We start from the raw sequence: 20,170 nt of genomic DNA on the forward strand, positions 1-20,170 counted from the left end.
TTTCACCGGTCGTAGCAGCCCGAGGGCGAAGTTCTGAGCTTATGGCACGGTCTCCGCCCCGGGTATAGCCACGCGGCGTGGCGAAGCGGCCGTTCGCACTGGTCAGGATGCGGAGGCGAACGTCCTGCGCTACCATTTCGAACATAGGTTCGATAACGGCGTCTTCCCCTTCTGCCGGTCACGGAAGGGGTGTCACCGGTGTTCGCGCATCTGCGTTCGACGTCGTCGTTCTCCTTCCGGCACGGCACCGTGCCGCCCGCGGCCCTGGTCGAACGGGCCGCCCTCAATCGACAACCGGTGCTGGCCCTCACCGACAGGGACGGGCTCTTCGGGGTCGCCGAACACCTTCGCGCCTGCGCGGAAAGCGGGGTGCGTCCCGCGCTCGGGGTCGACCTGGCCCTGGCCTCGCCCGAGGGCGGCCGGGTGGTCCTGCTGGCCCGCGGCGCCCGAGGCTGGGCGAACCTGTGCCGTCTGGTCACCTGCGTCCACCACTCCCCCGGTCCGGTGGCCGCCACCCCCGAGCAGATCGCCGAACACCGCGAAGGGCTGGTGGTGCTGCTCGGCAACGACTCCGACGTGGGCCGCGCCATGGCCCAGGGCCTCCCCGTGCGCGCCCGCGACCTGCTGCGCGCCTGGCGGGACCTGGGTGTGGAGATCGCATTGGCCCCGCACGACCACGGCGCCGCCGGGCAACGCCGCACCGCCCGGGACCTGGTTCGTCTGGCCGACGACGAACACGTGCTGGCGGTGCTCACCAACGCCGCCCGCTATCCGACCGGCGAACACGCCGGGGTGGCACGGGCCCTGGACCGGATTCGCGCCCACGCCCCCGGCGGGTACCGACCCGAACCCCGCACCGACCGCGCCCACCTGGCCACAGGCGAGGAGATGCGCCTCATCGCGACCGGGGTGTGCGGCGGCGACATCGCCCGCGCCCGACGCCTGGTCGCCCACACCCTGGCCCTGGCCACCTCCTGCGCCCTGGACCCCGTCGCCGACCTGGGCTGGGGCCGTCTCCACCTGCCCACCCGGCCCGATGCCGCCGCCGAGCTGCGTTCCCTGGTCGGCGACGGAGCCATTCGTATGGGGCGGGCCGCCGAGGAACGCGCCCGGCACGAGTTGGAGATCATCGACCGGATGGGGCTGGCGAGCTACTTCCTCACCGTGGCCGACGCCGCCCGAGCCATCCGGGACAAGGACATCCGCTGCTTCGCGCGCGGATCGGCCGTGGGCAGCCTCGTCGTGCACCTGCTCGGGATATCCGCGATCGACCCCCTGGAGCACGGGCTCTCGTTCGAGCGGTTCTGCACCCCGAGCCGGCCCGGCCTGCCGGATGTGGACCTGGACGTGGAGTCGGCGCGCAGGTTGGAGGCCTACGACGCGGTGATCGCCGCCCACCCAGGGGCGAGCGCGGCCGTGGCGATGATGGAGACCTATCGGGCGCGCAGCGCCCTGCGCGACGCCGGGACCGCCCTGTCCCTGCCCTCGGCGGAGGTCGACCGGATCGCCTCGGTCTTCCCCCGGGTCCGGGCGTCCCGGATCACCGAGACCGCGCGTGAACTCCCCGAACTACGGAACCTGGACGGTCTGGACACCGCACACGTGAAGAAGCTGTTCGCGCTGGCCGAGCGGCTGTCCGGGCTGCCCCGCCACGTGGCGATGCACCCCTGTGGTCTAGTGCTGTCCGACCACGCCCTGGGCGACCGGGTCCCCACCCAACCCTCGGGCGCCGGTTACCCGATGGTGCAGGCCGACAAGGAGGACGTGGAACACCTGGGTCTGCTCAAGCTGGACGTGTTGGGGGTGAGGATGCAGTCGTCACTGGCGCACACCGTCGAGGAGATCGGCCGAACCGAGGGGACGCGCCCGGACCTGGAGGCCTTGCCGGACAGCGACCCGGCCACCGCCCACATGATCGGTGCCTCCCACACCCTGGGCTGCTTCCAGATCGAGAGCCCGGGACAGCGCGAACTGGTGTCCCGGCTTCGCCCGCGCGGGGTCGCCGACCTGATCGCCGACATCTCCCTGTTCCGGCCGGGTCCCATGGGCACCGACATGGTCGGCGCCTACCTGGGGGCGCGGGAGGGCACGGAGCCGCCCCGGCTGCCCCATCCGTCCCTGGCCCCCGTGCTGGCCGAGACCGGTGGCGCGCTGCTCTACCACGAACAGCTCCTGCGCGCCTTGGACACCATGACCGGTTGCGGGGCCGACGAGGCCGAGGCGATGCGGCGCGCGCTGGCCACCGACCAGGGGCGTCGGGAGGTGGAGACGCGGGTTCGTGTCCTGATGACCGAGCGCGGGCACGACGAGCGGACGATCGAGGACACGTGGCGGCTGGTGGCGGCCTTCGGAAACTTCGGGTTCTGCAAGGCGCACGCCGCCGCGTTCGCCCTGCCCACCCACCAGTCCGCCTACCTCAAACGGCACTTCCCGGCGGCGTTCTTCGCGGGGGTGATGTCCCATGATCCCGGCATGTACCCACGTCGGGTGCTGTTGCACGACGCCCGCAGGCTGGGGGTTCCGGTGCTCGCGTTGGACGTGAACGTCTCCGGCCGGCACTGGCACGTGGACACCGACGCCGAGGGGCGGTGGGGTCTGCGGCCGTCCCTGTCGGACGTGGGCGCCCTCACCAGGGCCGAACTCGACCGGTTGCTGACCCGGCGGCCGTTCACCGACCCGCGCGACCTGCTCGCCCGGGCGTCCCTGTCCCGTGAGTCGATGGACAACCTGGTGTTGGCCGGGGCCCTGGACTCCCTGGCCGGGGTCACCGGTGCCCCCGGTGCCCCGGACCGGCGTGACGTCCTCGTGCACGCCCACGCCCTGGTCCGTGCGCACGGAGTGGCCCGTGGGGGAGGTCGCCGCGTCGTGGCGAGTACGGCCGACCAGCTCTCGTTGGACACCGACCCCACGGAGGTACCGGTGGGGGCGGGGATAAGGGCGGGGACTGCGATGACGCACGACGAACGCGTCGCCGAGGAGCTGCGGGTGCTGGGCTACGAGCTGTCCGGGCACCTTTTGGACCGGTACGCCGAACACCTGGCCGGGCTTGCCTCCGCCCACGACCTCGTACAGGCCGAGGACCTGCACCGGGTTCCGGACGGGGCGCGGGTCATGGTCGCGGGGGTGCGGGTCTGCACGCAGACCCCGCCCACGCGGTCGGGGCGCAGGGTCGTCTTCACCACCGTGGAGGACCGGACCGGGTTGGTCGACGTGGCCCTGTTCGAGGACGCCCAACGGCACTCGGCGGCCTCGGTGTTCGGCTCCGACCTGGTGGTGGTCCACGGACGGGTGCGGCGGGCGGCCCCGGGCGCGCTGCCCACCCTCACCGCCACCCGGGTCCGGCCTCTTGACGGGAACGCCGGCGCCTCATCCGGAAAGGGGTGAGACGCCGGCGTCGGTGCGGTTCGTTCGGGGTCTGATCAGGGTCTTGGTCGTGGAGGAGGGGTCAGGCTCGGGTGATGGCGAGGAAGGCGTCCCACTCGGAGGAGGGGAAGGGGATGTGTCCGTCGGTGGGGTGCTTGGAGTCCCGGAGGGCCGCACCACAGGGGAGTTCGGCGACCTCGACACAGTCGTTATTGACGCCACTGTGACTGCTCTTCCGGAAGTCGGTGGGGATGTGTGCAACCTCGACACAGTTGCCGTTGACACCGCTGTAGCTGCTCTTGTGGAAGCTGGGGAAGTGGGCGACCTCCACACACTCGCCGTTAACACCGCTGTAGCTGCTCTTACGCCACGCCAGCTCAGTCACTGCTCTCACTCTTCTAGCTCGTCGAGGATGCGTTCGATGAAGGACAGAGACTGCGCTGGCGTGAGCGAACACCCCTGCGCGTTTCCGAACATGTCGTTGAACATCCTGATCTGATCGCACTCTTCGAGGTACAGGCTAGTCGCCGGGTTCTCTAGGTACGCAATGCTCGAATCTCGAATGTCTGGGAAGTCCATGACGATGAAGGTCCCCTCAGTAGCAGGATGTGCTCCTGCCGCGAACGGGAGAACGAAGATGTCCACGTTGTGACGTGACGCCATGTTGATCAGGTGCTGCAACTGTTCCCGCATCACCTCCTCTGACCCGACCATGCGCTGTAGAGCGGCTTCATCGATGATGGCCTGGTAGCTCGGTGGGTTCACTTCGTTCAGGATGCCTTGCCGGGCAACCCGCGCAGCGACTCGCTGAGCGATCTCGCCGTCGTTCCGAACCTTGTTGGCGCGAAACACGGCGTCGGCGTATGCAGGAGTTTGCAGCATCCCTGGAACAACTTGTGCGTGATAAGTCCGAAACGCGCATGCTTCGGCTTCGAAGTCGGGAAGCATTTGAGGGAGTACGTCCTTGTAGCGAGACCACCAACCGCGTTGCTTCGCGTCGCGCGCGAGCGAGTGCATCGCTTCCCTGGTTGAGGGGTCATTCACCCCATAGAGGTCGAGGAGCTTATCCAAGGCATTGGTCGGAACACTCTTTGATTCGGCCTGCTCCATCTTGCCCAGGTTCGATTTGCTCAATTCTGTCTGTTTTGCGGCCTCATTCAGAGTCAGCCCCGCCTCAGAGCGCAGGCGTCTGAGCTCGGAGGACAGGCGGCGCCGTCGAATACTGGGGCTGTAGGGCGTGGGCATGCGGTGAGCCTAACGGAGACGAACAGATTGAGGAATCCTAAGTTTAGCATTGACAGTTGAGGATTCCTAGATCAATATGGACACGAGGTCGGTGACTGGAGTCTCACAGAGAGTCGCAGTCGCTCAGATTATGCCGTGCCCCTTTCCCTCCTCCGGGAAATCGTGAAGGTCGTTGGCCTAGCGGGTGCGTCGAATTGTCCATTTCCCTCACCTTTGTGACAGGAGTTCTATTCGCCATGCCCGTAAACGCACCTTTGGCCGATCTGCCCGACGTCACCCTCCCGCTCGGCGAACTCGTCCCGCCGTTCCAGCGGCACTACTTCACCGGCCCCGACGACATCCGCTTCTTCAAGTCCCGCTGCTACACCTTCGGCCGCTCGGTCCAGTACATGCCGCTGGTCCGCGCCTTCCTGGACACCTGCGCAGCCGAGCGCGGCACCGACTACCGCTACCTGTTCACCCTGCTCGGCTCAGAGCTCGCCAACAACGCGCTGACCCACACCCGCTCCGGGCAGCCCTACGGCCACTACACCCTCAAGTGCGAACGCCGAGACAACGGACTACGCCTGACCTGCCGCGACCAAGGAAGCAAGCACACCGACCAGAAGGATCAGCCGAACCGGTTCGAGCACCTGACCACCCACGCCTCACGCCTGACCGGCGACGCCGAATCCGGGCGCGGACTGGCGATGATCGACTCCCTGGCCACCAACTGGGGCGACAACGGGTTCACCGGCACCCGACAGGTCTGGTTCTTCCTCGCCTACGACCTGTCCGGCAGCAGCTGGAACAGCCTGCTGTGACCCACCCACCCCAGCAAGCACAGCAGTACATCGCGCCATAGACGCGAAACGGGCCCAGAAAGCGCGCCAACGCCTTCCGGGCCCTCAGATCCCAAAATCCACACACTTGCACATGCTTAGAAAGCAGGATCAGTGACGCATCCTATCCCCGCACCCCGCCCCTCCAGTGACCCGCTCTACCGCACCCGCCCGGGGCTGCCCCGGCGCGGTCCGCTCATCGGCCCGGTCTGCCCCACCTGCGCCCACCCCTCCTGCCGCCGGATCCGCGCCGAGGAGCTGCCCATCCTGGGAGGTCACAAGGCCGAGTACCGCGACGAACACGCCTTCGCGGCCTCCGTCCAGGCCCGCAACCGACACCTGATCGTCTGGTACGGGGAGAAGACCGGTTCGTTCTGGGTGGCCTCCTCCACCGGCCTGGCCGAAGTGCCCGACGCCGCGACCCTCACCCACCTCCTGACCCCCGAACCCGAACCGGAACCGCACCCCGAACCGACCCCGTTCCTGAGGCCGTACCTGAATCCGACGAACCCGAACCTGAACCCGGTGCTGATCTGAGTCGGAAGGCCTGATGCCGGTGGGTCGTGCGGCACTTCGCACCTGGGCCCTTCCTCCCGATTCGCGCGCCACACCCACCTTGGAGAGGCGCGGCGGGGTCCCATGAGGCACTCTCGAAGGAAACCGCCGTTGAGGGGGAGGAACACGGATGGCCGAGAACGGAACGCCGAAGGTGGCCGTGGGTGTCGACGGGTCGGCGACGGCCGAGAGGGCCTTGGGCTGGGCCGCGTCCGAGGCCGCGCATCGCGGGTGGCCTCTGCACGTGGTCCACGCCCTGGCCATGCCGTTGGTGATGTCGGTGTACGCCGGGCCCACCCGGTTCCCGCCGAACGAGGAGATCACCGAGCAGGGGCAGCGGGTTCTGAGCCGCGCCGAGGCCCACGTGCGTGAACTCGAACCGGATCTTCCGGTGGAGACCGCCCTGGCCTTGGAGGACCCGGCGAAGGCCCTGTTGAGGCGCACCGGGCCCAAGGACCTACTGGTGACGGGTTCACGGGGTCTGGGCGCCGCGCGTTCGGCCCTGGAGTCGTCGGTGAGCGTCCGGTTGGCCGCGCGCGCCGAGTGCCCGGTGGTCGTGGTGCCCGAAAGCGAGGCCTCCGTGGTCACGGCCCCGCGCCGGATCGTGGTGGGCGTGGACGGTTCCGACTACTCCCGTGGCGCGCTGGACTTCGCGCTGCGCGAGGCGGCCCGGGCCGAGGGCGGTTCGGTGGTCGTGGTGCACGGCTGGCGGATGCCGTTGCCGTTCGATTCCGAGGAACTGGCCCAGAGCGGTTGGTCGCCGCCGAACGACCTGCTGGACCAGCGGTCGCAGGAGATGGTCTCGGACATGCTCGCCTTGGTCCAGGACGAGGAGACCCGGCACGTGGGGGTCTCGGTCGTGCGGTTGGACACCGACCCGGCCGACGCGCTGGTGGACACCGGTGCGACGGCGGACATGATCGTGGTGGGCTCCCGAGGTAGGGGCAGCGTGCGAGGGCTGCTGCTGGGTTCGGTGAGTCAGGGCGTGCTGCACCGGGCGACCGTTCCGGTCACGGTGTTGCCGCGGGCGATCCGCAAGCACTGATCCCAAAAGCGGAACCACGGGCGGTCGGTACTCCACGGGAGGCCGGCCGCCTCGCCCGTTTTCCGTGCGGTGGGTACCGACGCGAGGATTCCCAAGGGCCGGATCACCTCGAAGAATGTGACTATCGGTAGCTGAAACATCTCTTTTCGTAATACTCATCACAGTGCGCCGGTTTCCAACTTAGGTTAGCCTCCCCTGAGTTGGCTATCCCCAGGCCGACCTGCCCGATCCCCCGTACCGAGTCCGTGCCACGGGCTTCTTCGGCGTGCCCGCCTTCAGGAGGACGATCCATGAGCTCTCCCGCGAGGTCCCTTGAGGATCCGCCCGGGTCTTTGGCCCCCGACCACAGGGACCAGCTGTTCGACGCGTACAGCGCCGGCCGCTACCGCGACCTCACCGACGACGCCGTCGGCCGGATCGCCGACCGCATCGCCCGTGTCGACCGCCCCTGCACCGGGGCCACCGCCGAGGACCTGCGTCCCGGGGTCGAGTCCGTCGACCTCGAACGTCCTCTGCGCGACCCCTCCGCCGCCCTGGACGAGTTGGAACGGCTCTACCTCGACGACGCCGTCTACTTCCACCACCCCCGCTACATGGGGCACCTCAACTGCCCGGTGGTCCTGCCCGCCCTGCTCGGCGAATCCGTGCTCTCGGCGATCAACTCCTCCCTGGACACCTGGGACCAGAGCGCGGGCGGCACCCTCATCGAACAGCGTTTGATCCGCTGGACCACCGACCGCATCGGCCTCGGCGACCGGGCCGACGGCGTCTTCACCAGCGGCGGCAGCCAGTCCAACCTTCAGGCCCTGTCGATGGCCCGCGACGAGACTCACCGGCGCGAGGGAGGCCGCCTGGCCGACCTGCTTCCGCGCATGCGGGTGCTGACCTCACGGGTCGGCCACTTCAGCGTCGCGAAGTCGGCCGCGCTGTTGGGTATGGGCTACGAGTCCGTCATCTCCGTGGCCTGCGACGACCGCCGTCGCATGCGACCGGACGCGCTCGCCGCCGAACTGCGCCGCTGCCGCAGCGAGGGCCTGCTGCCCATCGCGGTCGTGGCCACCGCAGGCACCACCGACTTCGGCAGCATCGACCCGCTCCCGCAGATCTCCGACCAGTGCGCCCGCCACGGCCTGTGGATGCACGTGGACGCCGCCTACGGGTGCGGGCTGCTGGTCTCGCGCCACCGCCACCTGCTCACCGGCATCGAACACGCCGACTCGGTCACCGTGGACTTCCACAAGTCCTACTTCCAGCCGGTCAGTTCCAGCGCCGTGCTGGTGCGCGACTCCCGCTCCCTGGGTCACGTCACCTACCACGCCGACTACCTGAACTCCCGCTCCGACGGCAGCACCCCACTGCTCTCCCCCAACCAGGTCGACAAGAGCCTGCAGACCACGCGCCGCTTCGACGCGCTCAAACTCTGGCTGACCCTGCGGATCATGGGCGCCGACGGGGTGGGCGAACTCTTCGACCAGGTGCTGGGCCTGGCCGTGGAGGGGTGGGCGCTCCTGGACGCCGATCCGCGCTTCACCGTGGTCACCCGGCCCACCCTCAGCACCCTGGTGTTCCGTTGCGCGCTGCCGGGGGTCTCCCCGGAGGTCGCCGACGGCGCCAACCGGTACGCGCGTGAGGCCCTGCTGGCCTCGGGCCTGGCCGTGGTGGCACGCACGACCGTGGACGAGCGCCCGTACCTGAAGCTCACACTGCTCAACCCGCGCAGCACCCGCCAGGACATCGCCGAGGTCCTGGACCTGCTCGCCGCGCACGCCGAACGCTACGTCGCCCAGACCGGGGGGACCCCTTGAGCACCCGCATCCACGACTTCGCCGCCATCGGCATCGGTCCGTTCAACCTGGGGCTGGCCTGCCTGAGCGAGCCGATCACCGAACTCGACGGGATCTTCCTGGACCAGAAGCCGGAGTTCGACTGGCACAGCGGCATGCTGTTGGAGGACGCCGAACTCCAGACGCCGTTCATGTCGGACCTGGTCACCCTGGCCGATCCCACCTCCCCGTACTCCTTCCTCAACTACCTGAAGGAGACCGGGCGGCTCTACCCGTTCTACATCCGCGAGCGCTTCTATCCGCTGCGCGCCGAGTACAACGACTACTGCCGGTGGGCCGCCGCGAAGCTGGGCGAGACGGTCCGCTTCGGGCAGCGGGTGGACGGGGTCGAGTACGACGGCGAACAGGGCGTCTACCTGCTGCACAGCACCGACACGGCCTCCGGTGAGAGTGGGCTGTTCCGGGCCCGGCGGCTGGTGCTGGGCACCGGCACCCCGCCCTACGTTCCCGCTTCCTGCCGGGACCTGCCCGGGGACGTGGTGCACAGCGGCGACTACCTCTTCGCCAAGGAAGGCCTCCAGGGCAAGCGCGGCGTCACGGTGGTGGGCAGCGGGCAGAGCGCCGCGGAGATCTTCCACGACCTGCTCCAGGACGTGGACACCCACGGCTACGAACTGAACTGGGTGACCCGGTCGCCGCGGTTCTTCCCGCTGGAGTACACCAAGCTCACCCTGGAGATGACCTCCCCGGAGTACGCCGACCACTTCTTCGCGCTGCCCGGTGCGACCCGGGACCGCCTGGTCGCCTCGCAGAAGAACCTGTACAAGGGCATCGACACCGACGTCATCAACGCGATCTACGACCTGATGTACGCCAAGAGCCGACTCGGACCACTGCCGGTGCGGCTGATGACCAACACCGAGGTCATCGGTGTGACCCGGGACGAGACGGCGGCCGGGTACCGCTTGGAGCTGCGCAACTCCGACCAGGAACGCGACTTCGCCCTGGACACCCAGGGGCTGGTCCTGGCCACCGGCTACCGGTACCGGGCCCCGGCGTTCCTGGAAGCGATCTCCGACCGTTTGGCCTGGGAGGACGAGGACCGCTTCCGGGTACGGCGCGACTACCGCGTCGACCGGGCCGCGCACGACGCCAACGGCCACGGAGGCGTCGGGGTTCCGGCGCCGGCGGGCGCGGTGTTCGTGCAGAACGCGGAACTGCACACGCACGGCTTCGTCTCCCCGGACCTGGGCATGGGCGCCTACCGCAACTCCTACATCCTGCGGGCGCTGCTGGGCCGCGAACCCTACGCGGTGGAACGCTCCATCGCCTTCCAGGAGTTCGGGGCACCCGTCGAGGCCGACTTGGAGGCGAGCGGGCGATGAGTCGCACCTTTTCCACCGGTTTGGGGGCCTTCCGGGTCGCCCCCGTGGATCCCGAGGCCGACATCGATCTCCTCCACGGATGGCTGACCCATCCCAAGTCGGCGTTCTGGCTGATGACCGACTTCTCGAAGGACGACACCGCCCGTTACTTCCGGTCGGTGCACGAGTCCGAGCACGAGAACGCCTACATCGGCTCGTGGGAGGGTCGGCCGTGTTTCCTCGCCGAGCTCTACTCCCCCGCGCACGGCGAGCTCGCCCCGCACCACGACACGCTCCCGGGCGATGTGGGGATGCACTTCCTGGTGGCTCCCACCGACGCCCCGGTGCGCGGGTTCACCCTCGCCGTGATCACCACGGTGATGGAGCTGGCCTTCGCCGATCCCGCCACCGAACGCGTCGTCGTCGAACCCGACGTGCGCAACCACGCCGTGCACAGGCTCAACGAGGCGGTGGGCTTCCGGATCGAGTCCACCGTCCACCTCGCCGAGAGCGACAAGGACGCCCACCTGAGCACCTGCACCCGCGAGGACTTCCGAACGGCCACGAGAGGAGTCGCCCGATGACCATCGACCACGACCCGCGCGCGATCGTCGACCACCTGGCCCCCGAACCGTGGGCCCGCGCCAATCGGCTGCTGGTGCGCAAGGCCCTGGCCGAGTTCACCCACGAACGGCTGCTCGTCCCCGAACCCGAGGGGGAGAACGCCTACAAGGTCCTCGCGGACAACGGTGCCGAGTACCGTTTCACCGCCCGGGTCATGACGCTGGAGCACTGGCGGATCGACGCCGACAGCGTCGTGCGCCGCTCCCCCGAGGGCGAGATCACCGAGATCGACGCGTTGGACCTGGTCATGGACCTGCGCGAGACGCTCGGGCTGAGCGAGGAGGTCCTGCCGGTCTACCTGGAGGAGGTCTCCAGCACCCTGGCGAGCAGCGCGTTCCGGATCACGAAGGGGCAGCCCACCGCCGCCGAACTGGCGCGGTCCGGCTTCCAGGACATCGAGACCGGGATGACCGAGGGGCACCCCTGCTTCGTGGCCAACAACGGGCGGCTCGGGTTCGACGCCGCCGAGTACCGGGCCTACGCACCCGAAGCCGGTGAGCCGGTGCGACTGGTGTGGGTGGCGGCGCGACGTTCGCGCACCACCTTCTCCCACTCGGCGGACACCGACCCCGACACCTTCCTACGTTCCGAGCTGGGCCCGGACCTGTTCGAGGCCTTCGAGGAGCAGCTGGTCGACCTGGGGCTGGACCCGGCCGACTACCACCTCGTGCCGGTGCACCCGTGGCAGTGGTGGAACCGGCTCGCCGTCACCTTCGCCGCCGACGTGGCCCGCCGCGACCTGGTGTGCCTGGGGCACGGACCGGACGAGTACCGGGCGCAGCAGTCCATCCGCACCTTCTTCAACACCTCGCACCCGGAACGGCACTACGTCAAGACGGCGCTGTCGGTGCTGAACATGGGATTCCTGCGCGGGCTGTCCGCGGAGTACATGGAGGCCACCCCCGCCATCAACGACTGGTTGGTCGACCTCATCGAGGGCGACCAGGTGCTCGGCGGCACCGGGATGGAGGTGCTGCGCGAGCGGGCCGCGGTGGGCTACCGCGCCACGCACTACGCCGAAGCCGCCCCGAAGCGTTCGCCCTACCGGAAGATGATCGCCGGGCTGTGGCGGGAGAGCCCCGTGCCCAGGCTGCGCGCGGGTGAGCGCCCGGCGACCATGGCGTCGTTGCTGCACACCGACGCCGAGGGAGGTTCGTTCGCGGAGGCGCTCATCGCCGAGTCCGGGCTGGCGCCCACGGAGTGGTTGCGCCGCTACCTGGACGCGTACCTGGTGCCGCTGCTGCACTCGTTCTACGCGCACGACCTGGTGTTCATGCCGCACGGCGAGAACGTCATCCTGGTGCTGCGCGACGGAGTGCCGGAGCGGGTGCTGATGAAGGACATCGCCGAGGAGATCGCGGTGATGGACGCCGAGGTCGAGCTACCCGGCGAGGTGGAGCGGATCCGGGCCGAAGTGCCCGAGGACATGCGGTTGCTGTCCCTGTTCACCGACGTCTTCGACTGCTTCCTGCGGTTCCTCAACGGGATCCTCGCCGACCGGGGCGTGCTGACCGAGGACGACTTCTGGCGGACGGTGGCCGAGTGCGCGGCCGACTACCAGGCGTCGGTGCCGCACCTGGCGGAGCGGTTCGAGCGCTACGACCTGTTCACCGACCGGTTCGCGCTGTCGTGCCTGAACCGGCTCCAGCTGCGCGACAACCGGCAGATGGTGGACCTGGAGGACCCGTCGGGGGCGTTGCGGCTGGTCGGGACCTTGGAGAATCCGATCGCGGCTTACCGACCGGCGACCGTCCCGGGGTAGTTCCGGGGCTCAGGCGGGATCGTCGGGGTGTTCCTCCCGACGGTCCCGCTCGGCGTTCAGGACCGAGGGGAGCAGACCGGGAAAGCGTTCCTGAAGGTCGTCGGTGCGCAGGGCGCTCTTGCGGGCGGTGCCCACGTAGTACTGGCGGATGATCCCGGCCTCGCGCAGCACGCGGAAGTGGTGGGTGGAGGTCGACTTGCTCACCGGCAGGTCGAAGGCGACGCAGGCCATGTCCTCGTGCCCGTCGGCCAGCGCGCACACGATGCTCAGCCGGACCGGGTCGGCGAGGGCGCCGAGCACGGTCTCCAAGCGGAGCCGTGCGGTCTCGGGGTGCTCCAACCGACGCCCGGACACGGTGGGGGATGCGGACTCGGACATGCTTCGACCTCCCGTGGTTCCTTCCCTCAAAGTACGAGGGTCCTCATAGTTTGACAATCCTCGTACTACGATGGTTATCGTACTTTGGCCGCCGTGATCTCCGTGGCCCAAGTCGATCCGAAGGAACCTTTCGTGAGCTCGTTGTTCACCCCGCTGACCCTGCGTTCGCTCACCATCCCCAACCGTGTGTGGATGGCCCCGATGTGCATGTACTCCGCCGCCGCGGAGGGGCCCGACACCGGCGCGCCCACCGACTTCCACCTCACCCACCTGGCCTCCCGGGCGGCCGGGGGCGCCGGGCTGGTGATGGCCGAGGCCACCGGGGTACGCGCCGACGGCCGGATCAGTCCCTGGGACCTGGGACTGTGGAACGACCGGCAGCAGGAGGCCTTCGCCCGCGTCACCGCCGCCATCCGTTCCCACGGTGCCGTCCCCGCCATCCAGCTCGCCCACGCCGGCCGCAAGGCCGCCACCGACCGGGCGTGGCTGGGCGGTCGCGGCCTGACCGAGGCCGAGGGCGGTTGGGAGACGGTGGCGCCCAGCGCCTGGGCGTTCGAGGGTCTGCCGACGCCGCACGAGCTCACCGTCGCCGAGATCGACGAGTTGGTGGCCGACTTCGCGGCCTCCGCCGAACGCGCCCTCGCCGCCGGCTTCCAGGTCGTGGAGGTCCACGGCGCCCACGGGTACCTGCTCAACTCGTTCCTGTCCCCGGCGGGCAACCGGCGCACCGACTCCTATGGCGGCGATCTCGCCGGTCGGATGCGCTTCCCGCTGCGCGTGGTCGAGGCCGTGCGCGCGGTGTGGCCCGAGGATCTGCCGGTGTTCTTCCGAGTCTCGGCCACCGACTGGATCGAGGAGAACCCCGAGGACACGCGTACCGGCTGGACCGGGGCCGACACCGTGCTCCTGGCCAAGGAACTCCAGGCCCGCGGGGTGGACCTGTTGGACGTGTCCACCGGCGGCATGGTGCACGACGCGCGGATCCCGGCCGGCCCCGACTACCAGGTGCCCTACGCCACGCGGGTGCGCGAGGAGACCGGTCTGCCCACGGGCGCGGTCGGGCTCATCACCGAGCCCGACCAGGCGGAGCGGATCATCGCCTCCGGTGCCGCCGACGCCACCTTGCTCGGCCGAGAGCTGCTGCGGGACCCGTACTGGGCGCGCCGCGCCGCACGCGAGCTGGACGTTCGTCCGGAGTGGCCGGTGCAGTACGGCTACGCGGTCGGTCGCCGCTGAGCCCTACCGGTCCCATCGCTCCCGGACGTGGTGGACCTTGACACAGGTGCAAGGGGTCATGCTCCGGGAACACTCTCCACGAAGGCGCGGCACGAGGGGGAGTGATCATGCGGGAACGGGACGCGACCGTGATCGGCCTCGACGAGGTGCGGCGGGACATGGGCGCCTTGGTGGGCGGCAAGGCCGCCGGCCTCGGGGAGATGATCGCCGCCGGGGAGCGGGTACCACCGGGGTTCTGCGTGACCACCACGGCCCTGTCCTCCGGTGACGTACCCGCCCGGGAGATCGCCGAGGCCTACCGGCGACTGGGCGGCGGACCCGTGGCGGTGCGATCCAGTGCCACGGCCGAAGACCTGCCCGAGGCGAGTTTCGCCGGGCAGCAGGACACCTACCTCGACGTCGACGGCACCGACGCGGTCGTGGACGCGGTCCGCCGTTGCCGGGACTCCCTGGAGAACGCGCGCGCCGTCGCCTACCGGGAGGCGAACGAGGTCGACGGGTCCGACACGCGCATCGCGGTGGTGGTGCAGTCGATGGTGGACGCCGCGACCGCCGGGGTCATGTTCACCGCCGACCCGATCACCGGGTCGCGGTCGCGCACCGTGGTGGACGCTGTACCCGGGCTCGGGACGGGTGTCGTGGACGGCACGGCCGAACCGGACCACTACGTCCTCGACGAGGACCGGATCGTCGAGGGTCGGGGCGGATGCCTGTCCGAGGACCGGGTGCGCGCGCTGGCGTCGGCGGGGCGGCGGCTACAACGGCTCTTCCGCTCGCCCCAGGACGTGGAGTGGGCGCACGACCGCGACGGTGGGCTGTGGCTGTTGCAGTCCCGCCCCGTCACCACCCTCTTCCCGTTGCCGCCACAGGACGTGCCCGACCCACCCCGGCTGTACATGGAGGTCGGGAACATGCAGGGCATGCTGCGCCCGTTCACACCCATGGGGCTCTCCCTGCTCGAAGACATGTGGACCCACGGGTGGCGGGCGTTCGGGGCGCCCGGCGAGACTGCGGGGTCGACACCGTTCATGGTCGGCATCGGTCGGCGACTCTACGTGGACATCACCTCGCCGCTGCGCGACCCATGGTCGCGTTCCGGGTTGGCGCGGAGCATGGAGGTGTACGGGCCCCGAGTACGCGCGGCGGTGGAGCACCTGTACGACGACCCCCGGTTCGCGCCACGTCCTGGGGCGTCGTTCCCCGTGGGCACCGTGCTCGCGATGGCCGTCGCCCTGCTTCCCCCGATCGTGCTCGGGATGGGCCGTGCCCTGATCGACCCGCCCGCCGCCCGGGCCCGGGCGTACGAGGCCGTGGACCGGTGGCGTTCCCTGCGTGGACCGGGGGCCGAGGCCGACGCCGCCGCACGGGTGGAGTGGGTCCTGGATGACGCCTTCGACGCGTTGCTCGGCCCGGACCTGGTGGAGGTGATCGGGCCGGTGGGGGCGGGGCTGCTGACCATCATGGCCCCGGCCGCCCTGCTACGCGGGGTCGCGTCGAGGGAGGAGACCGACACCGTCCTCGGTGGAGCACCGCACAACGTCACCACGCGAATGAACCTGGAGCTGTGGCGGATGGCCGAACGGGCCCGCGCGCACCACGACCTGTTCACCGCCACCCCACCGGGGGAACTGGCCGAACGGTACCTGCGCGGGGAGCTTCCGGACGTGGGGATGGCGGAGTTCCTGGACCGTTACGGGCACCGCACGGCGGCCGAGGTGGACATCGGGGTGCCACGTTGGCGCGAGGACCCCACCCAGGTGTTCGTCGTCATCGCCGAACACCTGCGTTCACCGGGTGGGGAGCAGGCCCCGGACCGGCGCCACGCCCGGACCGGCGCCACGCCCGGGCCGCGACCGCCGCGGAGTCCATGCTGGCGGAACTGCAGCGGCGGGCCGTGCGGGTTCGCCCGGTACGCGGGCTGCTCGCGGCGTTCCTGATGCGGCGCTCACGCGAGTTGGCGGGCATGCGGGAGTACGCCAAGTTCGCGTGGTTGGTGCCGTTCGCCGAGATGCGGCGTCAGCTGTCGATGGCCGGTGCGGAGCTGACCTCGCGCGGGCTGTTGGATCGGTCCGAGGACCTCTTCTTCCTGGAGCCGGACGAACTCCGGACGGCCGCGCGCGAGGGTGTCGACCATCGGGGGACGGTGGTCGAACGACGCCGTTTCCACCGACGCGAACTGCGCAGACGTTCGGTTCCGGCGACCCTCCTGACCGACGGGACCGACGTGACCACGACCCTGCCGCGCCCACCCATGGTGGAGGGCGGGTTCCCGGGGGTGCCCGCCGCCCCGGGACGGGCCGAGGGGCGGGCCCGGGTCGTGCTGGATCCGGCGGATGCCCGTGTGGAGCCCGGAGAGATCCTGGTCGCGCCCACCACCGACCCGGGTTGGACCCCGTTGTTCATGACCGCGGCCGGTCTGGTCAGCGACACGGGTTCGGCGATCGCCCATGGTCCGACGGTGGCCCGCGAGTTCGGGATCCCGGCGGTGATCTGCGTCCTGGACGCCACCACCGTCATCCGCACCGGCGACCTGCTGCGGGTCGACGGCGTGGAGGGCACCGTCACCGTCCTGGAGCACGCCCCTAAGGACGACGGATAGAGACGGTCAGACGGCGGACCAGCCGCCGTCGACCGGCAGGATCACGCCGTTGACGTTGCTCGCCGCGTCGGAGGCCAGGAAGACGATGGCCGAGGCGAGTTGTCCGGACTCGGCGATCGGGCCCATGTTGCCCATGTAGCGGCCCAGGACGTTCGGGCCCATGGCCTCTGAGTCGGCGTGGACGCTGATCCCGGTGGCGACGCCGCCCGGGGCGACCGCGTTGACCCGAACGCCCTGGTCCCGGTACATGATCGCGGTGGACTTCACCAGGCCCACGACCGCGTGCTTAGAGGCGGTGTAGGCGGTGCCCGAGGCGCCACCGCGCAGGGCGGCCTCGGATGCGGTGAAGACGATGGAACCCTTCTGCTTCTCGGTCATGTGCGGCAGGACCGCGCGGGTGAGTAGGAAGGGCGCGGTGACGTTGACCCGGATGACCCGCTCCCACACCTGGTCGGAGACGTCGGCGGTGGCGGACATGTCGTCCATGATGCCCGCGTTGTTGACCAGGACGTCGATCCCGCCGAGGCGGTCGAGGGCGGTGGCCACGACCTCCGCCACCACCTTCGGGTCGCCGAGGTCTCCGACGACGCTCTCGGCGGTTCCACCGGCGGCGCGGACCTGCTCGACGGTCTCGCGGGTTCCGTCGGCGTTGAGGTCGGCGACCAGGACCCGGGCACCGGCCTCGGCCAGCTGCAGCGCGGTGGCGCGGCCGATGCCGGAGCCGCCTCCGGTGACGATGGCGTTCTTTCCGTCCAGACCCGTCATGGGGGTTTCCCTCTTTCTCGTGCGGGGTGCCGGCTCCGATGGCCTGCGATATTGTCACTTTAGGACTTTTTGTCACTCAGCGACAAATATACTTCGAGTGCCACCCGTCTCGATAGAGTGGGCGGCCTGAGGGAACAGACCGAGGAGGTGCCCTTGCCGCGCACCGAGACGCCCTCCCCGGAGGCCATGGGCCGGGGTCGCCCGCCCATGAGCGACCGGCGCAAACACATCATGCGCACCCAGATCGCCCGCGCGGCCGTGGAACTGTTCACCGCCAAGGGCGTCTCCGCGACCACCGGCGACGACATCGCACACGAGCTCGGCATCTCCACCCGCACCCTGTGGCGCTACTTCCCGAGCAAGGAGAGCTGCGTGCGCCCGCTGCTCACCGGTGGCCTCGACCTCATGACGGAGCGGCTGCGAACCTGGCCCCCGGAGCTGTCCCTGACCGAACACCTGGAGCGGTCCGGCGCCCTGGCCGAGGACGCCGAGACACCATCGATGGCGTCGATGATCGACCTCATCCGCATGACCCGCACCGAACCCGGCCTCCGAGCGGTGTGGCTGGACGTGCACCACTCCGCCGAGGAGGTCTTCGCCGAGGCCATCGCCGACCGCGCGGGCCTGACACCCGGCACGCTCTCCGTCCGGGTCCGAGCCGCCACCATCAACGTGGCGCTGCGGGTGGCCGCGGAACGGTTCGCCGACCGCACCGGCGACGGCGACCAGGGCGAGGACATGGCGGACCTGATCCGCGCGGCCCTGGACGTGGTCGACGACGGACTGGGACCGATCACCCGCTGACCACCACCGAGGAAACGATGTCCCCCTTCCACCCCGACCTGGCCCACGCGCGCTTCCTTCCGCCCTTCCCGATCGGTACGCGCACGGCGCGCATGGTCCAACGGGCCAGCGAACGCATGCGCCCGCCCCGCGCTCCAGACGACGTCCTGATCGAGGAGCACACCGTCCCCGGCCCGGAGGGCGCACCGCCGGTCTCCGTGCGCCTCTACCGACCCCGCTCACTCCAAGGGCCGGCCCCCGCGCTGCTGTGGTCCCACGGCGGCGGGTACCTGTTCGGCAGCCCCGTCCAGGACGAGAACCGCAGCATCGGGTTCGCGCTCGACCTCGGGATCACCGTGGTCGCCCCGCGCTACCGCAAGGCACCCCAGAGCACACATCCCGCCCCGGTCGAGGACGTCTACGCCGCCCTGTCCTGGATGGTGGCCGACGCCGACCGGTTGGGCGTGGACCCCGCCCGGATCGCGATCGGCGGGGCCAGCGCGGGCGGCGGCATCACCGCGGCCCTGGCCCTGCTGTGCCGTGACCGAGGTGGCCCGATCGACCCTCTGTTCCAGCTGCTCGTCTACCCGATGCTGGACGACCGCACCACCCTGCGCTCCGACCTGGACACGCTTTCGACCCGTATGTGGTCGGTGGCCGACAACCGGTTCGCCTGGCGGGCCTACCTGAACCGGTTCCCGGGCGGCGCGGGTGTCTCCCCCTACGCCGCGCCGGCCCGGAGCGAGGACCTGTCCGGGCTGCCCCCGGCGTGGATCGGGGTGGGCACGCTGGACCTGTTCCACGACGAGGACGTGGCCTACTCCGAGCGACTGCGCGAGGCCGGGGTGCCCTGCGTGCTCACGGTCGTTCCGGGCGCCTTCCACGGGTTCGACGCGCTCTTCTCGCGGACGGAGGTGGTGCGCGAGTTCAGGCGTACCCAGACCGAGGCCCTGCGCGCGGCCTTCACGGAGCGGTTCCCCTAGTCTGTCGGCGCACGACGACGAGAGGTCACCATGACGCTGCGCGCCCCGGACGAGGTCGCCCGGTTCTTCGACGGACTGGACCTGGTGGAACCGGGGATGGTGCCGATCACGCGATGGCGCCCGAGCCCCACCGACGTGGGCGAGCCCCGGGACGTGGACGAGTTCGGCGCCGTCGCCCGCAAACCCTGACCCGGACCGGTTCGACCACGTGCCCTCCTGGATCGACCATCCGGTGAACCGCTGAGTCGGTGGGCCCGGATGTGGTCCGGCACACGATTCATCCCGAAAAAAACCGAACTCTTCACATTAGCGAAAACCTTCCCGGGAATTCCTCGAAAAAGTCGCCGGACAAAGAGACCCCAGGTGAAAACGGGGCAGGTCCGGATCGTTAGGGTTCCGGTGGTCCCGGTGAGTGCTCGCACCCGCCGGGCCACCGGCGACGAGGCCGGACAGGGCAGCGCCGCACGAGTTCAGGAGGCATCGGGCATGTTCCGAAAGATACTGGTCGCCAACCGCGGAGAGATCGCGATCCGTGCGATGCGCGCCGGGCACGAGGTCGGAGCGAGGACCGTGGCGGTCTTCCCCCATGAGGACCGCCACTCCCTGCACCGGCTCAAGGCCGACGAGGCCTACCAGATCGGGGAACAGGGCCACCCGGTGCGCGCCTACCTGTCGATCGAGGAGATCGTACGGGCGGCCGTGGAGGCCGACGCGGACGCCGTCTACCCCGGTTACGGGTTCCTGTCGGAGAACCCGGACCTGGCCCGGGCCTGCGCGGACGCGGGCATCACCTTCGTCGGGCCGCCCGCCGAGGTCCTGGACCTGACCGGCAACAAGGCCAGCGCGATCGCGGCGGCCAAGCG

Annotated in this window: 18 protein-coding genes and 1 pseudogene; 15 read left to right on the forward strand and 4 right to left on the reverse strand. The window is 69.9% G+C overall.

The features are described from left to right. Positions 1-198 precede the first annotated feature (198 nt). Positions 199-3,384, forward strand: a complete 3,186-nt coding sequence (gene dnaE, locus ABZ717_RS17835) for a DNA polymerase III subunit alpha (protein ID WP_358511502.1) — start codon at positions 199-201, stop codon at positions 3,382-3,384. Positions 3,385-3,445: 61 nt separating this feature from the next. Here the strand turns inward: dnaE and ABZ717_RS17840 are convergent, their stop codons facing one another. Both ABZ717_RS17840 and ABZ717_RS17845 read right to left on the reverse strand, forming a co-directional pair. Further along, positions 3,446-3,748 carry a DUF397 domain-containing protein gene (locus tag ABZ717_RS17840; RefSeq protein ID WP_358511504.1) on the reverse strand — a complete coding sequence of 101 codons (303 nt, stop codon included), beginning with the start codon at positions 3,746-3,748 and terminating at the stop codon, positions 3,446-3,448. 5 nt (positions 3,749-3,753) lie between these two features. Continuing rightward, entirely contained in the window at positions 3,754-4,608 is an 855-nt protein-coding gene (locus tag ABZ717_RS17845) for a helix-turn-helix transcriptional regulator (protein ID WP_358511507.1), read from the reverse strand. 236 nt (positions 4,609-4,844) lie between these two features. Between ABZ717_RS17845 and ABZ717_RS17850 the strand changes: the two genes are divergently transcribed. From ABZ717_RS17850 to ABZ717_RS17880, 7 genes are all read left to right on the forward strand, one after another. Then, positions 4,845-5,411, forward strand: coding sequence for an ATP-binding protein (locus ABZ717_RS17850; RefSeq protein ID WP_358511510.1), 567 nt, complete (start codon positions 4,845-4,847; stop codon positions 5,409-5,411). Between the two features lie 132 nt (positions 5,412-5,543). Beyond that, positions 5,544-5,966, forward strand: coding sequence for a hypothetical protein (locus tag ABZ717_RS17855; RefSeq protein ID WP_358511513.1), 423 nt, complete (start codon positions 5,544-5,546; stop codon positions 5,964-5,966). A 148-nt stretch (positions 5,967-6,114) separates the two neighbouring features. After that, positions 6,115-7,029: a universal stress protein gene (locus ABZ717_RS17860; RefSeq protein ID WP_358511516.1), complete on the forward strand. Its 915-nt coding sequence runs from the start codon at positions 6,115-6,117 to the stop codon at positions 7,027-7,029. Between the two features lie 290 nt (positions 7,030-7,319). Then, positions 7,320-8,834: an aspartate aminotransferase family protein gene (locus tag ABZ717_RS17865; protein WP_358511519.1), complete on the forward strand. Its 1,515-nt coding sequence runs from the start codon at positions 7,320-7,322 to the stop codon at positions 8,832-8,834. Further along, entirely contained in the window at positions 8,831-10,198 is a 1,368-nt protein-coding gene (locus ABZ717_RS17870) for a SidA/IucD/PvdA family monooxygenase (RefSeq protein WP_358511521.1), read from the forward strand. Before ABZ717_RS17865 ends, ABZ717_RS17870 begins: the two co-directional genes overlap by 4 nt. Beyond that, complete coding sequence (locus ABZ717_RS17875; RefSeq protein ID WP_358511524.1) at positions 10,195-10,761, forward strand: GNAT family N-acetyltransferase; 567 nt, start codon at positions 10,195-10,197, stop codon at positions 10,759-10,761. The genes ABZ717_RS17870 and ABZ717_RS17875 overlap by 4 nt, the downstream gene beginning before the upstream one ends. Next, positions 10,758-12,563: an IucA/IucC family siderophore biosynthesis protein gene (locus ABZ717_RS17880; protein WP_358511527.1), complete on the forward strand. Its 1,806-nt coding sequence runs from the start codon at positions 10,758-10,760 to the stop codon at positions 12,561-12,563. Before ABZ717_RS17875 ends, ABZ717_RS17880 begins: the two co-directional genes overlap by 4 nt. A 9-nt stretch (positions 12,564-12,572) precedes the next feature. On the opposite strand, the gene ABZ717_RS17885 is transcribed toward ABZ717_RS17880, so the two are convergent. Beyond that, a complete protein-coding gene (locus ABZ717_RS17885; RefSeq protein WP_358511530.1) occupies positions 12,573-12,941 on the reverse strand; it encodes a helix-turn-helix transcriptional regulator in 369 nt (122 codons plus the stop codon). Positions 12,942-13,073: 132 nt separating this feature from the next. Here ABZ717_RS17885 and ABZ717_RS17890 point away from each other — a divergent pair, with 132 nt between their 5' ends. The 3 genes from ABZ717_RS17890 (at position 13,074) to ABZ717_RS17900 (ending at position 16,776) form a co-directional block, all read left to right on the forward strand. Next, positions 13,074-14,177 carry an NADH:flavin oxidoreductase/NADH oxidase gene (locus ABZ717_RS17890; protein ID WP_358511533.1) on the forward strand — a complete coding sequence of 368 codons (1,104 nt, stop codon included), beginning with the start codon at positions 13,074-13,076 and terminating at the stop codon, positions 14,175-14,177. 107 nt (positions 14,178-14,284) lie between these two features. Then, a complete protein-coding gene (locus ABZ717_RS17895) occupies positions 14,285-16,114 on the forward strand; it encodes a PEP/pyruvate-binding domain-containing protein (protein ID WP_358511536.1) in 1,830 nt (609 codons plus the stop codon). After that, a complete protein-coding gene (locus tag ABZ717_RS17900; protein ID WP_358511539.1) occupies positions 16,045-16,776 on the forward strand; it encodes a PEP-utilizing enzyme in 732 nt (243 codons plus the stop codon). The genes ABZ717_RS17895 and ABZ717_RS17900 overlap by 70 nt, the downstream gene beginning before the upstream one ends. A 6-nt stretch (positions 16,777-16,782) precedes the next feature. Here ABZ717_RS17900 and ABZ717_RS17905 read toward each other — a convergent pair whose 3' ends face one another. After that, complete coding sequence (locus ABZ717_RS17905; RefSeq protein WP_358511543.1) at positions 16,783-17,541, reverse strand: SDR family NAD(P)-dependent oxidoreductase; 759 nt, start codon at positions 17,539-17,541, stop codon at positions 16,783-16,785. Positions 17,542-17,748: 207 nt separating this feature from the next. On the opposite strand from ABZ717_RS17905, the gene ABZ717_RS17910 reads away from it, so the two are divergent. From ABZ717_RS17910 to ABZ717_RS17925, 4 genes and pseudogenes are all read left to right on the forward strand, one after another. Then, positions 17,749-18,345, forward strand: coding sequence for a TetR family transcriptional regulator (locus tag ABZ717_RS17910; RefSeq protein ID WP_358511552.1), 597 nt, complete (start codon positions 17,749-17,751; stop codon positions 18,343-18,345). Positions 18,346-18,362: 17 nt separating this feature from the next. Continuing rightward, positions 18,363-19,307, forward strand: a complete 945-nt coding sequence (locus ABZ717_RS17915) for an alpha/beta hydrolase (RefSeq protein ID WP_358511546.1) — start codon at positions 18,363-18,365, stop codon at positions 19,305-19,307. 27 nt (positions 19,308-19,334) lie between these two features. After that, a pseudogene (locus ABZ717_RS17920) lies at positions 19,335-19,496 on the forward strand (SAM-dependent methyltransferase); the annotation flags it as partial. A gap of 297 nt (positions 19,497-19,793) precedes the next feature. Continuing rightward, positions 19,794-20,170, forward strand: a 377-nt coding sequence (locus ABZ717_RS17925; RefSeq protein WP_358511555.1) for a biotin carboxylase N-terminal domain-containing protein, incomplete at its 3' end; no start/stop codon positions are given.

Origin of the sequence: Nocardiopsis sp. NPDC006832 (genome assembly GCF_040635885.1) — a bacterium.
Taxonomy (GTDB): domain Bacteria; phylum Actinomycetota; class Actinomycetes; order Streptosporangiales; family Streptosporangiaceae; genus Nocardiopsis.

Excerpts from the sequence above, each read along its gene's own strand:
- ABZ717_RS17845 (WP_358511507.1), bottom strand. The coding sequence starts at position 4,608 with ATGCCCACGCCCTACAGCCCCAGTATTCGACGGCGCCGCCTGTCCTCC.
- ABZ717_RS17895 (WP_358511536.1), top strand. The coding sequence starts at position 14,285 with ATGCGGGAACGGGACGCGACCGTGATCGGCCTCGACGAGGTGCGGCGG.
- ABZ717_RS17865 (WP_358511519.1), top strand. The coding sequence starts at position 7,320 with ATGAGCTCTCCCGCGAGGTCCCTTGAGGATCCGCCCGGGTCTTTGGCC.
- ABZ717_RS17880 (WP_358511527.1), top strand. The coding sequence starts at position 10,758 with ATGACCATCGACCACGACCCGCGCGCGATCGTCGACCACCTGGCCCCC.
- ABZ717_RS17850 (WP_358511510.1), top strand. The coding sequence starts at position 4,845 with ATGCCCGTAAACGCACCTTTGGCCGATCTGCCCGACGTCACCCTCCCG.
- ABZ717_RS17900 (WP_358511539.1), top strand. The coding sequence starts at position 16,045 with ATGCTGGCGGAACTGCAGCGGCGGGCCGTGCGGGTTCGCCCGGTACGC.
- ABZ717_RS17885 (WP_358511530.1), bottom strand. The coding sequence starts at position 12,941 with ATGTCCGAGTCCGCATCCCCCACCGTGTCCGGGCGTCGGTTGGAGCAC.
- ABZ717_RS17860 (WP_358511516.1), top strand. The coding sequence starts at position 6,115 with ATGGCCGAGAACGGAACGCCGAAGGTGGCCGTGGGTGTCGACGGGTCG.
- ABZ717_RS17875 (WP_358511524.1), top strand. The coding sequence starts at position 10,195 with ATGAGTCGCACCTTTTCCACCGGTTTGGGGGCCTTCCGGGTCGCCCCC.
- ABZ717_RS17905 (WP_358511543.1), bottom strand. The coding sequence starts at position 17,541 with ATGACGGGTCTGGACGGAAAGAACGCCATCGTCACCGGAGGCGGCTCC.
- ABZ717_RS17910 (WP_358511552.1), top strand. The coding sequence starts at position 17,749 with ATGAGCGACCGGCGCAAACACATCATGCGCACCCAGATCGCCCGCGCG.
- ABZ717_RS17915 (WP_358511546.1), top strand. The coding sequence starts at position 18,363 with ATGTCCCCCTTCCACCCCGACCTGGCCCACGCGCGCTTCCTTCCGCCC.